Source organism: Sorangium sp. KYC3313, from assembly GCF_052075895.1.
Taxonomy (GTDB): domain Bacteria; phylum Myxococcota_A; class Polyangia; order Polyangiales; family Polyangiaceae; genus Sorangium; species Sorangium cellulosum_B.
Genome location: NZ_CP197255.1, coordinates 8,166,018 through 8,179,679 on the forward strand (window position 1 = coordinate 8,166,018; position 13,662 = coordinate 8,179,679).

A 13,662-nucleotide genomic window follows, 5' to 3' on the forward strand; every position below is an offset into this window, starting at 1 on the left:
ATGCCGCCGCTCGATCTGCACGTCGCCCTGTTCGGCGCCTCCGGCGCAGGCAAGACGGTCCTCCTGGCGGCCTTCTACCGGGCGCAGACGCAGCCCTCGTTTCAGATCGAGCACGCCTACAAGATCCAGGCGGTCAACAAGGCGCAGGGCAACCAGCTCCTCGGGCGCTTCTACCGCCTCGAAGAGGGCAGGTTCCCTGACGGCAGCACGCGCTTCGACGCGTACGAGTTCGACTTCTTCCCGAGGGACCTGCCGGAGGCGGCGGTCCGCATCCACTGGTACGACTACCCCGGGCGCTGGTGGGAGGACGAGCCGATCGACGCGGAAGAGCGGGAGGCGATGCGCCAGGGCCTGCTCAAGCTCGGCATGAGCCACGTCGGGATCCTCCTTGCGGATGGCGCGAAGTACCGGAGCGAGGGGACCGGCTACATCCGGTGGCTCTTCGAGCACTTCGCCGACGAGTGCGACCGGCTGCGCCGGACCAGCGCCGCCACGGGCGACGAGGTGAGCTTCCCGCGCGAGTGGATCCTCGCCCTCAGCAAGGCCGACCTGTTCCCGCCGGAGTACAGCGCGAGCGACTTCGAGCGCGAGGTGTGCCGCGACGCCGACGATCAGCTCGCGAAGCTCTGCGCCGTGCTCCGCGCCGAGCGCGCGTTCGGGCACCGCTTCATGCTGCTCTCGTCGGTCGCCGCGCCGGTCGACGCCGACGCGCAGGTCGACCCGGGCACCTCGCTCGGCGTGCGCACGCTCGCGCCCGCGGTCCTTGTGAGCACCGTCGAGGGCGCGGTCCGCGAGGCGCAGGCCACGCGGAAGGAGAGATCGGCTGGTGAGACGTTCTTCCAGGGCCTGCGCGATCTGGTCACGTTCGTCGACTCGCTCGACGACTTCCTCCCGAAGCGATACCAGATCGTGAGCAAGATCCTGCGGTTCGTCTCGATCAAGGACTTCGCGACCACGCGGCTCGACAGGCTCCAGAAGACCCGCGAGGGCGCGATCCGGAGGGGCGACGCGTTCACGGCGGTCCTGAGCGCGATGGCCGCGGCCCTGCGCAACGACGAGGGGGCGCGGGCCTACCACCAGAACCAGTAGGACAGCCATGCTCGCGCCCGCGCCAGCGTCCGTCGTCGAGACCTCGCGCCTCCTCTGGAGGACGCGCGGCGAGCACTGGGACTACGAGTTCATCTGCGTGCCCGAGATCCCGGCCCTCCCCGCCTGGCTCACGGCGCTCGAGGCCATGATCGGCGACGCCGACGCGAGCGCCGGAGAGCTCCGTTATGGCCTGCTCGAGATCGACGAGCCCGGGCCGAGAGGCCCTCTCGTGTTTCCCTACGTGGCGACGCGGTTCCTCGATCCGGCGCGGAAGGACTGGACCGGAAGGCGGGTCCAGCACTTCGCCGTGTGGTTCCCGCCGATCCCGGAGGAGGCGATCGAGGCGCTGCCCGGGGCGATCCCCGCCGACTGGCACCTTCGCGTGCTCGAGGGCCTCGCGGGGACGTACGGCTCCGGCGAGGTGTTCGGGCTGCCCGAGGCGGCGGTCCGCGCGTCGAGGCGGGGTGTCCCGGAGAGCCGGGCGGCGCGCGCGATGGCGATCGTGAAGCGCACGCCCCCGGTGGCGCTGCTCGAAGGCGAAGCCGAGCCCGCGCGGTGGAAGCGGGCGCCGACCCTAAAAAAAAAGTGCCTGGATCCTCGGGACGCGGTGAGCCTGCAGGCGGCGGGAGCAGGCGATAGCGGCAAGCGCCCGGGACTCGGCTGCTTCGCGGTCGGTCTGCTGGTGATCCTCGCCGTCGGTCGGCTGATGATCGGATGGGCGGCGGGCTGAGGCGGCCTCGCGGCGCGCGCGCCGTGGGTGGTGGCCAGACCCGCCGGCGCCCACTATGCTCGCCCCGATCGCCGCGCCAGAGGCGGCGCGCCATCAACACATGACGGAGATCTGCTGTGAATGACCATCCCGCATTGACACCTGGCCGCGCCGCCGTGGTGACCGGCGCCGCCAGCGGCATCGGCCTCGCGGCCGCCGAGCGCTTCGCGCGCATGGGCCTGAAGGTCTGTCTCGCCGACCTGGACGGACCGGCGCTGCACGAGGCCGCCGCGCGCGTCGCCGCCGCCGCGCCCGGCGGCCAGGCCGGCGTGCGCGCGGTGCCGACCGACGTCGCCAGGCTCGAGGACGTGCATCGGTTGAAGCAGGCCGCCTACGACGCGTTCGGCGAAGTGGCGGTCCTGATGAACAACGCCGGAGTCGGCGGCGGCGGCAAGCCGTGGAGGGACATCGAGCGCTGGCGGCGGCTCATCGAGGTCAATCTGTGGGGCGTGATCCACGGCGTGCAGGCCTTCACCGAGGCGATGATCGCGCAGGGCACCCCCTGCGCCATCGTGAACACGGGCTCGAAGCAGGGCATCACCACCCCGCCCGGCGACGCTGCCTACAACGTCTCGAAGGCCGGCGTGAAGGTGCTGACAGAGCAGCTCGCCCACGAGCTGCGCAACGTGGCGGGCTGCAAGATCTCCGCCCACCTGCTGATCCCGGGCTACACGTTCACCGGGATGACCGCGCGAGGCCCGGAGAAGCCCGCGGAGGCATGGACCGCCGATCAGGTGGTGGATCGGATGATCGAAGGCATGGCCCGTGGCGACTTCTACCTGCTCTGTCCCGACAACGCGGTGACGCGCGAGATGGACGAGCGCCGGGTGCAGTGGGCGGCCGACGACCTGATCCGGAACCGACCTGCGCTGTCGCGCTGGCATCCAGAGTACGCCGAGGCGTTCGCCGCGTTCATGGCGGGCGCGGCGAAGCCCTGACGGTGCAGGCTGCCCGGAGCGCGGGCCGCGCGCAGGCGAGGCGGGTCGGCCCCGGGCAGCATAAAGATCCGTCGCTGTAACAGGAGAACTGCACAGGTTGTTTTCAGCCGCCCGAATTGAATGTTTCACTTCGCGTGATGGTCGGGCCCCTCACAACACAACAGCGCGGAGATCGTGGCCCGTCGCGCTGCTTCTCACTCGGATGCAGATCTCGCGTCGAGGTCCTCGACGAAGGGTCGCCCGCGGCCCAGTCTACCCGCCAGCCGTATGGTCTCGCTCCCTGCCCGCCCGCTTCAGACCCACTGGTGCAACGAGGGCACGGTAAAGATCTGGTGCCCCGCGCCGGCGCTGATGGTCACGTGTGTCACCGGGGTGCTGGTGGAGGCGGGCGCCGCGGCGATCGAGGAGGTGTTGTTGCGGCGGGTCGCCGCGGAGGGCCGAGTGCTGGTCTTCAATGACTGGGAGGCGATGACCGATTACGAGCACGTGACGCGCACGCGGCTGACCGCGGCGACGATTTCCGTCCTCCATGCGGTCGAGGGAGCTCACTTCCTGCTCCAATCCAGGGTGGTCATCTTCGGGGTTCAGATCGCGAATACCGCCATCCGGAAGCTGACCGTCCATCCGTCGCGCGCGGTGTTCGAGCGCGCGCTGGAGGACGCGTTCCGCCAGCGTGCGCCGGAGGGCGCGGGGTAGCTCTCGGGGCGGTCCGCACGGCTGGAGGGAAGCTACGATCCGGATTGATCTTTATCTGTCGGCGTCTACGCGCTCCGGCTCGCGCCACCGCGCCGAGCGCTCGCCGCGGGGATCCCCGTTGATTTGGGGCATATTTTTTGGCAGCCCGACGGATCGGTAGTAGGGTATCCCGCCATTTCCAGCGCACAGCAAGAATATCGGCGTATTGAAATTGCTTTGCGCGGGCCATGTTCTCGGGAGACCCACGTGAATACCGACATGACAAGTGCGTGGTTGACGGCGGCGCCGATGCGGCCCTCGTGGATGTCGGAACGTGAACCCGCGTGTCCGATTCACCGCCGGAGGAGATTGTTCATGAGCACCTGGAAGACGCCCAGCGCAACCCTTGTCATCTCTCTCTCGCTGGCCGGGGTCGCTGCGCCGGCCACGAGCAACGCGCAGCCGGCGGAGCCGGCTCAGCAGGCTGCGCCGGGCGCGGCCGCGCCGCCGCCCGTGGAGGAGCCCCGCCCTGCGCCTCCTCCGCCGGTCGAGCAGAAGAAGGCAGACGACAAGCCTCTCGTGCGTGTCTACGGGATCGTCAAGCCCACGGTCGTCGTGGGGAACGGCCTCGAGTCCTTCGGCAACCCGAACTACACCGCCCCGACGGCCGCGGTGAACCCGCTGTTCCTCGCCGATCCGGACGCCGTCGGCCTCACCTTTCAGGCGCAGCAGACGCGCCTTGGCGTGGCCGTCGGGGAGGGCACGCCCGTGAAGGGGCAGGTCGAGGTCGACTTCATCGATTTCGGCAAGTCCTCTCCGGCCCAGGGGACGAGCCTTCGCCTGCGTCAGGCGTTCCTGGATTGGACTCCCGCCGAAGGGCACAAGCTCACGCTCGGCCAGACCTGGGATCTGTTCTCGCCGCTGAACACGCACACGTACAACCTCGTGGGCGGGATGTTTCAGTCCGGAAACTCGGGCTTCGTGCGCCACCAGTTCATCTACCTGGCGAACCTCGGCAGCGTCGAGGTGGGCGCCGCGCTCGGTCTGGTCAGCCAGAACGTCACGGCCATCCTCAACAACGTCGAGTACTCGCGCACGCCGACCGTCTCGCTGCGCGCGAGCTATCGTGCCGAGAAGACCGCATGGGTGGGCGCCTCGGTGATCGGCACGCGGCTCGCTTTCGACGCGAACCTGCCGACCGAAGAGGGGCGGCTGGCGCTCGGCGGCAACCTGTTCGCCGAGATCACGGCCGGTTCGCTGAACGTGCGGGCCGAGGCGTACGGCGGGAAGAACCTCGCCAACCTGGGCCTCCTGACGCTCGGGCAAGGCTATCGCACGGACGACGTCGCCGAGGTAGGCGGCTGGGTGTCGGGGAAGGTCACGTTCGACAAGCACTCTTTGCACCTCGTCGCCGGGACCGCGATGGTGCTCAGCACCGACGAGATGCAGCTCGGCTACACGCCCGGAACACCCGCGGCGGGCGGCACGCCGGCCACCGCTCCCGCGCGCGTGGGCGCCAATGGTCCCGGCATCGAGCGCAACGTGACCCTGCGCGCGGGGTATGCCTTCGCGCCCCTGAAGGGGCTCTCGATCGTGCTCGAGCCTTCCCTGTTGCTCACGCGCCACAAGCTCGATCCGGCGGCCGCAGCGCAGCATGACGCCGACCGCACGGGCTGGGGCGTGGAGGCGGGCGGGCTCTACCAGTTCTGACAGCGCTGACGGCCCCCGCGAGGAGCGGTCAACGTCGCCCGCTCCGCCGGCGCTCGGGCGAGGGTGGAGCGAAGATCTCCGCGAGAAAATCGACGAACACGCGCACCTTCGGCAAGAGGTGCCGGTTCTTCGGGTACAGCGCGTGAATCGGCCAGGTCGTCGTCGGGAACTCGTCGAGCACGGTCACGAGCGTCCCCTCGGCCAGCGCGTCCTTCGCGAGGAAGTCGAACATCGCGATGATCCCGCTCCCGGCGATCGCGAGGTGCCTCAGGACATCCACGTCGTTCGCGTGGAACGGCCCGGAGATGGGCACCTCGAGCACGGCGTCGCCGTCTCCGGTCAGGAAGCGGAACCCTGTGGGCCGCCCGTCGCGCAGGTACCCGACGCAGTCGTGGTGCGCGAGATCGGCCGGCGTCGCGGGCGCGCCGCGCCGCGCGACGTAGGACGGCGCCGCGCAGTGGACGAGGCGGCTCGCGCCGAGCCGGCGCGCGACGAGGCTCGAGTCGCCGAGCGGGCCGATGCGCACGAGCAGGTCGAGCCCCTCGGCCACGGGGTCGACGTGCTGATCGCGCAGCGTCAGGTTGATCCGGACGTCGGGGTAGCGCGCCGCGAAGCGCGGCAGACCCGGCGCGATCACGTCCCGTCCGAGCGCCACCGGCGCGTCGACGCGCAGGAGCCCCACCGGCTTCTTGCTCGCGCGCGCGATCGCCTCGGTCGCCTCCCCGAGCTCCTCGACGATGCGGACGCAGCGCGCGTAGAAGGCCTGCCCGTCGTCCGTCAGGCGGAGCGACCGCGTCGTGCGCGCCAGCAGCGCCACGCCGAGCTCCTGCTCGAGGCGCATCACGCGCCGGCTCACCGCGGACGGCGTGACGCCGAGCCGGCGCGCGGCGCCCGAGAAGCTCCCGGTCTCGACGGTGGCGACGAGCAGCTCGATCGCGGCGAGCGAGATCATGATCTGTGCTGAAATAGCACAGGTGACGTTCCCTCGCGCGGACTACTGCGCCCGGAGGAATGGATCTACGGATGGGGTGTCCAGGGAGGATTGGAGGACACGCCATGAAGACCGTCATCATTCGGAAGAACGCTTCGGAGTCGGACGCGTGGACGCTCGCCGAGCGCCCCGCGCCCAGGCCCGGTCCGGGGCAGGTGCTGGTGCGCGTCCGCGCCGCGTCGCTCAACTACCGTGACCTCATGGTCGTGCGCGGCCGGTACGGCGGGGAGCGCAAGGACGGGCTTGTCCCGCTCAGTGACGCGGCGGGCGAGGTGGTTGCGATCGGAGCGGGCGTGCGCCGCTGGAAGGAGGGAGATCGCGTGATCTCGACGTTCTTCCCGACGTGGGCCTCGGGGCCGTTCCGCGGGGAGTACCGCGCCACGGCGCTCGGCGCGGGCGGGAACGACGGGGTGCTCGCGGAGCACGTGGTGTTCGGGGAGGACGCGATCGTCCGCGCGCCGGCGCACCTCGGGTTCAACGAGGCGGCGACGCTGACGTGCGCCGGGGTGACGGCGTGGACGGCGCTGTTCGAGTCGGGGCCGCGGCCGGCGCCTGGGGCGACGGTGCTTGTCCAGGGGACCGGCGGCGTGTCGCTGTTCGCCGCGCAGCTGGCGCGCGCGGCGGGGCTGCGCGTGATCGCCACGTCGTCCAGCGCGGCGAAGATCGAGCGGCTGCGCGCGCTCGGCGTGACCGAGGCGATCGACTACCGGAAGCAGCCGGAGTGGCACGAGGAAGTGCTGCGGCTGACGGGCGGCGAAGGGGTGGACCGGGTGATCGAGGTGGGCGGCGCGGGGACGCTGCCGCGATCGCTGCAGGCGGTGAAGACGGGGGGCGTGGTGAGCTTGATCGGGCTGCTCAGCGGGGTTGGGAGCCAGATCGATCCGATGCCGATCCTGTTCCGGGCGATCCGCGTCGAGGGGGCGGTGGTCGGGTCGAGGCAGTCGACCGTGGAGCTCGGGGCGGCGCTCGAGCTGCACGGGATCCGGCCGGTGGTCGATGAGGTCTTTCCGATCGAGCGGGCGAACGAGGCGCTCGCGAAGCTCGCGGCGGGGAAGCACTTCGGGAAGGTGGTGATCGGGATCGACTGAGGCGAAGCGGCGCCGAGGGGGCGGTGCTCGCGAGCGAGCGCGACGCACGGCCGCCCTCGGTGCGCCATCACCGCCCCAAGAAGAACAGGACGCACAGAGTGCAGCCTGCTGATCATCCGCTCTTCGAGCCAGAGTCGGACTGCAGGCACGCCTCCACCGTGTTGCAGATCCTCGACAGCTCCTCGCCGCCAAAGCTCTCGTCCATCCACACCTCCGGCGCGGGTTTCTACGCAGCGCAGAGGCTCCAAGACAGTATACGGATCGCCGAACGCCTACCCTCATGGCACGGCGGATCTGGAATCGCCTGTCGGATCCCGCTCTGCACGACGAGCTTGTCAAGGCGACGCGAGCGCTCATCGATCACACGCTTCCCTGGGTGTCCGTCGACACCAGGTTCCCCTGTGTTCGCCTCAGCGATGCCGCCGAAGAGCTGCTTTTCCTCATCGGAAAGCAGGTGCCGGGTGCCGAGGAAGTCAAGTAGGGACAAGGGCCGGCGAGGGGCGGGCCCGAAGCGCTGACCTACTCCGTATCTTTCCCCGTCAACAGGTACTCGAACCGGTCACACTCCGCCGCTACCTGCCGCACGTACGCCGCGAACTCCTCTCCCGACAACCCCGCCTTCGGTACCCACGATTCGCCCACGAGCCGCCCCCGGTCGTCGAGCCGGAACCCCACGAGCTGCGTCGACCGATTCCTGCGCCAAGCCCTCAAGGCGAGATTCTCCTGCCGCTGGACCTCGGCCCGCTGGGCGACCACGCCCACGACCCGAAAAGCGTCCCCCTCGTCGTCTACGCGCACCCGGTGGTGCCGCTCGTCGGCAAACCGTACCTCGATCTCGTCGCCGTCGATCGCGAAGCCCGCGCCCTTGCACAAGCGTGTCCACTCACGCGCCATCGGTCAACTCCTTCTCCAGGTCGCTCCGGAACGTTGCCAGCGGCTCGTCATGCCCCGGCAGGTGATGCTGCTCCAACCGATCGGCCTGCGCGGCGACCCGGCCGATGAGCGCAGCGATGCGCTCAGCGTCGTGCTCCTCGGCCGCGAGAAGCACGTCTTCCTCGACGGTCAGATCATACGACCCCTCCTCCTTGTCGATCACTCCGAGCCGGACGGGCAGCGCCGATACCTCTTCGGCGATCGCGTCCTGCCCCTCGTCGGGCGATACGCGGCCCACAGGACTGATACATCGGACCAGCGGCCGTTCGCCGAACGATTGCAGATAGAGCGCGAACGGCTGCTGGCGACGATCGAGCTGCACGGTGCCGAGGAGCACCCCCGTCGGCGCCGTCTCCTCCAGCGCGACGCGCAGCGTCCCGAATGGTCGGCTGCGCAGCCGATCGAAGCGCGCGAGCGCCGCCTGCGTGGCCGCTGGATCTACCGCCAGCCCTCGCCGCCCGCCCGACAGCGCGCTCCGCGGCACGGGGAACGCGCTCCGCAGCCTCGTGCGGATCGGCTCCACGTAACGCCGGCCACCGACGATCTCCTTCGCAACATCGAGCTTTCGCTGCTCCGCCTCGCCCTGTCCCAGCCCCTCGTGCATCAGGCGCAAAAATACGTTCATCCGCTCGAGGACGCGGTGGACCTGGAGTACCTCTACCGTGTCTTCCAGGTGCGGGTAGTACACCTGCAGCATGTCCTCGCCGCCGAGCTCCCCCGCAAGCCCAGACAGGCGACGATCCGTCTGTGAGAGCACGCGATCGATCCGGCCTATGCGCTGCTCCATCGCTGATGGGGTCCATGAGATCCCGTAGTGATGCACCGCCGAACAGAACGTATGCAGATCCTCCCCCTCCTGGAGCAGATCGGTGGTCACGAGCACCAACGGATATCCGGGCATGCGGAACTGTTTGACCAGCGTGCCGTTGACCTGCCCCGACATGCCGCCTACGGGCTGCTGCCGACGAAGCAGGTCCCCGAAGACGCGCGCCGTCTCGGAGGGTGGGCGCGTCCGCGCGTCCGGCGCGTTGACATCAAGGATAAGCTCGAAGTGATCCGCGACCGCGGCGAGCTCGTCGAAAGCCCCCCACGACCTCGTCGTGAGCGGCGCCGCCATCTGCCCCTCCAGCAGATCGAGGTACTCGTCGATGCGCGCCTTGTCGACCACAGTCGCGTCGTCCTCGGCGACCTCGTGCGCTCGCAGATCGAGGCTGCGAATGCGGCCGATCGTCATCACGTAGAGGTCGATGAGCGCGTGACCGAGGCGGGCTGTCGTGGCGAGAAGCTGGGCGCGTTGCTCCCGCTCCCGAAACGCGTCACGGAAGTCCCGGGCACGCGGCTCCGGCCAGAGCCGGGCACGCAGACGGGGCCGCTCGCGGAGCTCGGTCCAGAAGGTGGGGAGCTCGAGCCAGTCGCCTATCGCCGGAGGCTCTTTCGTATAAGGCTTCTTGGCCGCTGCCTCGTAGCGATCGTGCCAGATGACCCGCGCGGCTTCGCAGAGCGGCCCCTCCCGATCCTTGAGCAGCTCGATCGACGCTGCCTGCACCGCCTCGAAGCGGTCGCCGCGAGCGTGCTTCTTCGCCTTGCTGCTCAGGAAGCGCGCCGACCGCCGTCGCAGCTCGGCACGCAGCGCCTCGACCGGCATCCCGAGCGCCTCGGCCAGGACAGTTGTAACACCCTGGGGGCGGGCGCCGAGCAGCGCCATGACGTGGTTGTCCTCGAAGAACGTCGCGTAGGTCGCCCCGCGCTGCACGAAGCGCTGCTGGACGTTGGCGCCGCTGATCACCCCCTTCGGCCCATGGCCCCGGAAGAACCATGCAAAGAAGGTGTCGGTCCCGCCCCGATCCTCGTCGTCGCCCGTTGCGCCGGGCCGTCCTGGCACGCCGCCTCCGGGTGTGGGCGTCTCAGAACCAATATCGCGGGCCTGCACCTTCTCTGCCCGGTACTGCGCGTACATCTGATCTAGCTTCGGTCGAACCTCCGCCGGTAGCCGGCTGCGCAGCGTCTCGATGAGCCACATGTCGTAGCGATCATCGAGCTTCCGCTTCAGCTCCTTCACGGAGGCGACCCGCCGGACGAAGACCAGCGCCTTCCGCCCCCCGGTCCAGGCGCCGGCCAGGCTCTCCACAACCGCGTCCATCTTCGGGTGCGGCAGCTCCTGCCCGTCGAAGCGCTTGCGGTAGTCGCGGGCGAGCCCGTTCACCGAGCCGACGTCGATGCCCTCCCGCTCCTGCTGCTCTTCGGTCTGATCCGGATCGTCGAAGTTGCTCGCCTCCTCGTCGTCGCGCTTCACGCCCGCCGTCTGCAGGAAGCTCTCGAAGGACGCGAGCATGCCGATCTGGAACGACGCGTTGAATCGCTCGTCGCCGAGCACCTCGCTCACCTTCTTCTGCACCAGCGCCACGACGAGGCGTTGGCGGTCGTCCTCGACCCGGATGGGCTGGTCGTGCTGCGCCACGCCGCCGCGCCGCCACTCTCGCCGGTAGAGGTTCTTCGTGTGCTCTGCGCCGTTCACCTGGATGCTGGTGACGCGGCGCACGAGGACCTCGGCGGCGAGCTTCTTCTTCTCGTCCTCGCTCACCTCCGGATCCCGCAACCCCTCGAAGCCCTTGGCGTGCCCGAAGAGGTCGAGCTGGTTCCAGAGATGGGTGTACGTCTCTTCGATGGGTGTCGCCGAGAGGAACAACACCCGCTTTGCCCGGCACCCGTACCCGGGGAAGAGGCGCCGCCGGTCCGTCTTCTCCGACGGGTGGCCGAAGGCGAGGCCGAGGACGCGGTTGCGGGCAGCGGCCTGCTCGCGGAAGCCGTGCTTGAGGTTGTGGGCCTCATCGACGATCACCAGGTCGAAGACCGGCAACGCGCAGCACACGGCGCGGGCAAAGTTGTCCTTGAATGCCTCTTTTTTAACCCGCAGATCAAAGACCTCGGGGTCGACCCAGGACAGGTGCTTTCGGAACGAATCGCGCGCGCGTTGCCAGCTTTCCGTGTCGCCGGAGAGCGGGAGGCTGAAGCTGCTGAAGCGCCCGAAGAAGTCACGGTCGTCGTCGAGCCCGGTCTCGCGCACCAGATCGAGCAGGTTGCTGCAGGAGACGAGGGCGCGGGCCGGGCGCCCGTCGAGCGCCTTCACCCGCATGTCCGCGAAGCGGACGTTGTGGCGAACGAAGTTCCCGAGCTCCTTCATCCATTTCTGCTGGATGTTCTCGCGCGGCGAAAGCACGAGCACACGGAACGTGGGCTCGAAGTGGCGGAACAGGGCGAGCACCCCGAGCGCCACGTAGGTCTTGCCCATCCCGACCTCGTCGGCCAGGTACGCCACGCCGCGGCGACAGAGGATGTCATGCAGCGCCACGGCCCCCTCGAGCTGCTCCTGCGCGCGCTGCCCCCCGCCGATGCGGGCCCCGAAATCCAGAAGCTCAGCCGCCGTACGGAGGTCGATCATGTTCCCGCCTCGTGCGCTTTCTGGCGACGCAGGAACCGTTCGTCGAACCACGCGAGGAACGGGCCCATCTCGTCGGGCGCCTTTGCAATCAGCGCCTCGCGGATGGGACGAGCCCCCTCGAACAACCGCTCCAGCTCCTTGCCGTCGACCTCGTGCTCACGCCAGAAGTCGGGCCATCGCCCCCGCACCCCGGCGCAAAGCTGCCTGGCGCAGAGCACGATGACGTACCTGTCGACGGCATCGGCGTGTCCCTTCCCTTCGAGGACACGCACCAGCAGGCTCCCGAGCGAGTCGTACTTCTTGCCAAAGAGACGGTAGATCGCCTCGCGCTCGTTGCCTCTCTCGAGCGCCTCGTGCACCGCCCGCTCCAGGCAGCCGAAGGCGTGAAAGATGCCGGCGAAGCGGTCGAACAGGGTGTTCGCGTCAGCGACCAGACGGGCGGCCGCCACCAGGTCGGCGCCCTGACCCAGGAGCGCGAGTTCGGGGGCCCGCGCTTCCAGGAAGGCGGCCCGCTGCTCCACGGTGAGGAGCGACCAGTAGCGGAGGATGTCGGCTGCCGAGAGCTCCGTGAGCAGCGAGGGCTTGTGCGACATGCCCTCCTCCTGGACCAGGAGTACACCCGGCGTCACGGCCTCGCCGTGCACGGTCAGGAACGAGGCGCTCTTCAGCAGCACCGCGAGGCGACGCGCGTCGTCCTCGGGCAGCGAGCTCCACGCGCGGCCGGGCAGCGCGGTGAGGCGGAAGAGCTCCTCGCCCTGCGCCTCGACGCGCAGCCCCGGGGAGGGCTTCAGGTCATCCCAGTACACCTCGGCGGCGCCGGTGTCCCAGCGGTAGCGGACGCGCAGCCGCGTTCCGCCGGACGCCGCCGTGCCCTCGTCTTCGCCCGCAAACTGAAAGTGCACGGGGCGGCGCTCCTCGGCGTCGAGCCAGAAGTCGGGACGCCGCGGCGGGACCACCTCGACCAGGAAGCCGGTCTCCACGTTACCACCGGCCCCGTGGGCCGCGTTCGTCAGGTTGGCCGAGCCCACGAAGAGGATCTCCCGCTTCGGTTGCTGCGAGAAGAAGCGGTACACCTTGGCGTGGACCAGGCGGCTGTCCGCGTTCTTGATCTCGCCGCTGCGGAGCAGCTCTTTGGGCAGCCCTGCCCAGGTCACGCCCGGCAGGGCGCTCACCGATTCGTAGAGTTCCTGCCGGCAGAGCGCTTCGCCCCGGCGACCGCGCGGTAGATAGACGCGCACCGCGCGCGGTGAGAAGCGAGCGAGGAGATCTTCGAGAGGCTTCGCCTCGGCGGCATCGTCGAAGTACGGAGAGATCACCTCCAGGCACATGCCCCGGAGAGCGTTGCCCGTCACCTCGGCGAGGAAGTCTGGGACCGGCTGCTTCCCGTCGTAGAAGTGTGTATGGAGCACCCCCTCCTCGGAGCGGACCGCGCGCTGCTCCGTGCGCCGCAGGAAGGCCCTTATCTCCCGGAGCGCGATGTGCTCCTCCTGGGCTGGCACCTTCCGCTCCAGCCAACCGAGGAACCCGACGAGATCGTCGCGAAGCCGCGTCTTGCCCCCTTCGGGGATCTCTTCGAGATGGCACACCTCGACGTTCTCCCACCAGCCGGCGCGGGTCAGGTTGGCCGAGAGGCTCGCCACCAGCAGCGCCCGCGGCCGTTGCCCCTCCGCGTTCTGCTCCTTCTCCTCGACGAGCACGAAGACGTTCTTCGGGTGGAAGATCCCCGTCCGGTGCTGCACCGGGATCCGGCGCACATCGAGCTTTGCCCCGCCGGCGTCGCTCTGCTGCAGGCCGTTGGCGTCGTAGTACACCGCGATGTGCCCGGGCAGGCTGCGGAGCGCGTCCTCGAGCTGCACCAGGCGAACAGCCGTCGCGTGGCTCACCGGAATGTCGAGGAAGACGGGGAGCACCTCCTGTTCGAAGAAGCCCGGGTCGAAACGGAACGTGAGGAAGACGGCGCTCACGAGGCGCCGCCCGTTCATCCGGTCGCCGAAGTGGCGTGAGAGCACGGCGCGCGGGATCTCCGGCAC

11 protein-coding genes are annotated in these 13,662 nt (G+C 69.4%); 7 read left to right on the forward strand and 4 right to left on the reverse strand.

Annotated elements, in window-relative coordinates:
• The 5 genes from ACSRUE_RS31450 (at position 1) to ACSRUE_RS31470 (ending at position 5,181) form a co-directional block, all read left to right on the forward strand.
• Entirely contained in the window at positions 1–1,089 is a 1,089-nt protein-coding gene (locus tag ACSRUE_RS31450; RefSeq protein ID WP_437746697.1) for a hypothetical protein, read from the forward strand.
• A gap of 7 nt (positions 1,090–1,096) precedes the next feature.
• Positions 1,097–1,819, forward strand: a complete 723-nt coding sequence (locus ACSRUE_RS31455) for a hypothetical protein (protein ID WP_441286814.1) — start codon at positions 1,097–1,099, stop codon at positions 1,817–1,819.
• A 116-nt stretch (positions 1,820–1,935) separates the two neighbouring features.
• Positions 1,936–2,796, forward strand: coding sequence for an SDR family NAD(P)-dependent oxidoreductase (locus ACSRUE_RS31460; RefSeq protein WP_441286815.1), 861 nt, complete (start codon positions 1,936–1,938; stop codon positions 2,794–2,796).
• A gap of 267 nt (positions 2,797–3,063) precedes the next feature.
• On the forward strand, positions 3,064–3,492 hold the full coding sequence (locus tag ACSRUE_RS31465; protein WP_441286816.1) for a hypothetical protein: 429 nt from the start codon (positions 3,064–3,066) through the stop codon (positions 3,490–3,492).
• 354 nt (positions 3,493–3,846) lie between these two features.
• The gene (locus tag ACSRUE_RS31470; RefSeq protein WP_441286817.1) at positions 3,847–5,181 is read left to right on the forward strand and encodes a hypothetical protein; all 1,335 of its coding nucleotides are present in this window, start codon (positions 3,847–3,849) and stop codon (positions 5,179–5,181) included.
• 28 nt (positions 5,182–5,209) lie between these two features.
• Here ACSRUE_RS31470 and ACSRUE_RS31475 read toward each other — a convergent pair whose 3' ends face one another.
• Positions 5,210–6,133 (reverse strand): LysR family transcriptional regulator, encoded by a 924-nt coding sequence (locus ACSRUE_RS31475; protein WP_441286818.1) that lies wholly within the window; start codon positions 6,131–6,133, stop codon positions 5,210–5,212.
• A 104-nt stretch (positions 6,134–6,237) separates the two neighbouring features.
• Here ACSRUE_RS31475 and ACSRUE_RS31480 point away from each other — a divergent pair, with 104 nt between their 5' ends.
• Complete coding sequence (locus ACSRUE_RS31480) at positions 6,238–7,260, forward strand: zinc-dependent alcohol dehydrogenase family protein (protein WP_441286819.1); 1,023 nt, start codon at positions 6,238–6,240, stop codon at positions 7,258–7,260.
• 280 nt (positions 7,261–7,540) lie between these two features.
• Positions 7,541–7,741 carry a hypothetical protein gene (locus ACSRUE_RS31485; RefSeq protein ID WP_441286820.1) on the forward strand — a complete coding sequence of 67 codons (201 nt, stop codon included), beginning with the start codon at positions 7,541–7,543 and terminating at the stop codon, positions 7,739–7,741.
• 38 nt (positions 7,742–7,779) lie between these two features.
• On the opposite strand, the gene ACSRUE_RS31490 is transcribed toward ACSRUE_RS31485, so the two are convergent.
• Genes ACSRUE_RS31490 through ACSRUE_RS31500 form a run of 3 tightly spaced genes read right to left on the reverse strand, consistent with a single transcriptional unit; the run spans position 7,780 to position 13,662 of the window.
• A complete protein-coding gene (locus tag ACSRUE_RS31490; RefSeq protein WP_441286821.1) occupies positions 7,780–8,154 on the reverse strand; it encodes a YbjN domain-containing protein in 375 nt (124 codons plus the stop codon).
• Positions 8,144–11,632 carry a helicase-related protein gene (locus tag ACSRUE_RS31495; RefSeq protein ID WP_441286822.1) on the reverse strand — a complete coding sequence of 1,163 codons (3,489 nt, stop codon included), beginning with the start codon at positions 11,630–11,632 and terminating at the stop codon, positions 8,144–8,146. The genes ACSRUE_RS31490 and ACSRUE_RS31495 overlap by 11 nt, the downstream gene beginning before the upstream one ends.
• Positions 11,629–13,662 carry a hypothetical protein gene (locus ACSRUE_RS31500; protein WP_441286823.1) on the reverse strand — a complete coding sequence of 678 codons (2,034 nt, stop codon included), beginning with the start codon at positions 13,660–13,662 and terminating at the stop codon, positions 11,629–11,631. The genes ACSRUE_RS31495 and ACSRUE_RS31500 overlap by 4 nt, the downstream gene beginning before the upstream one ends.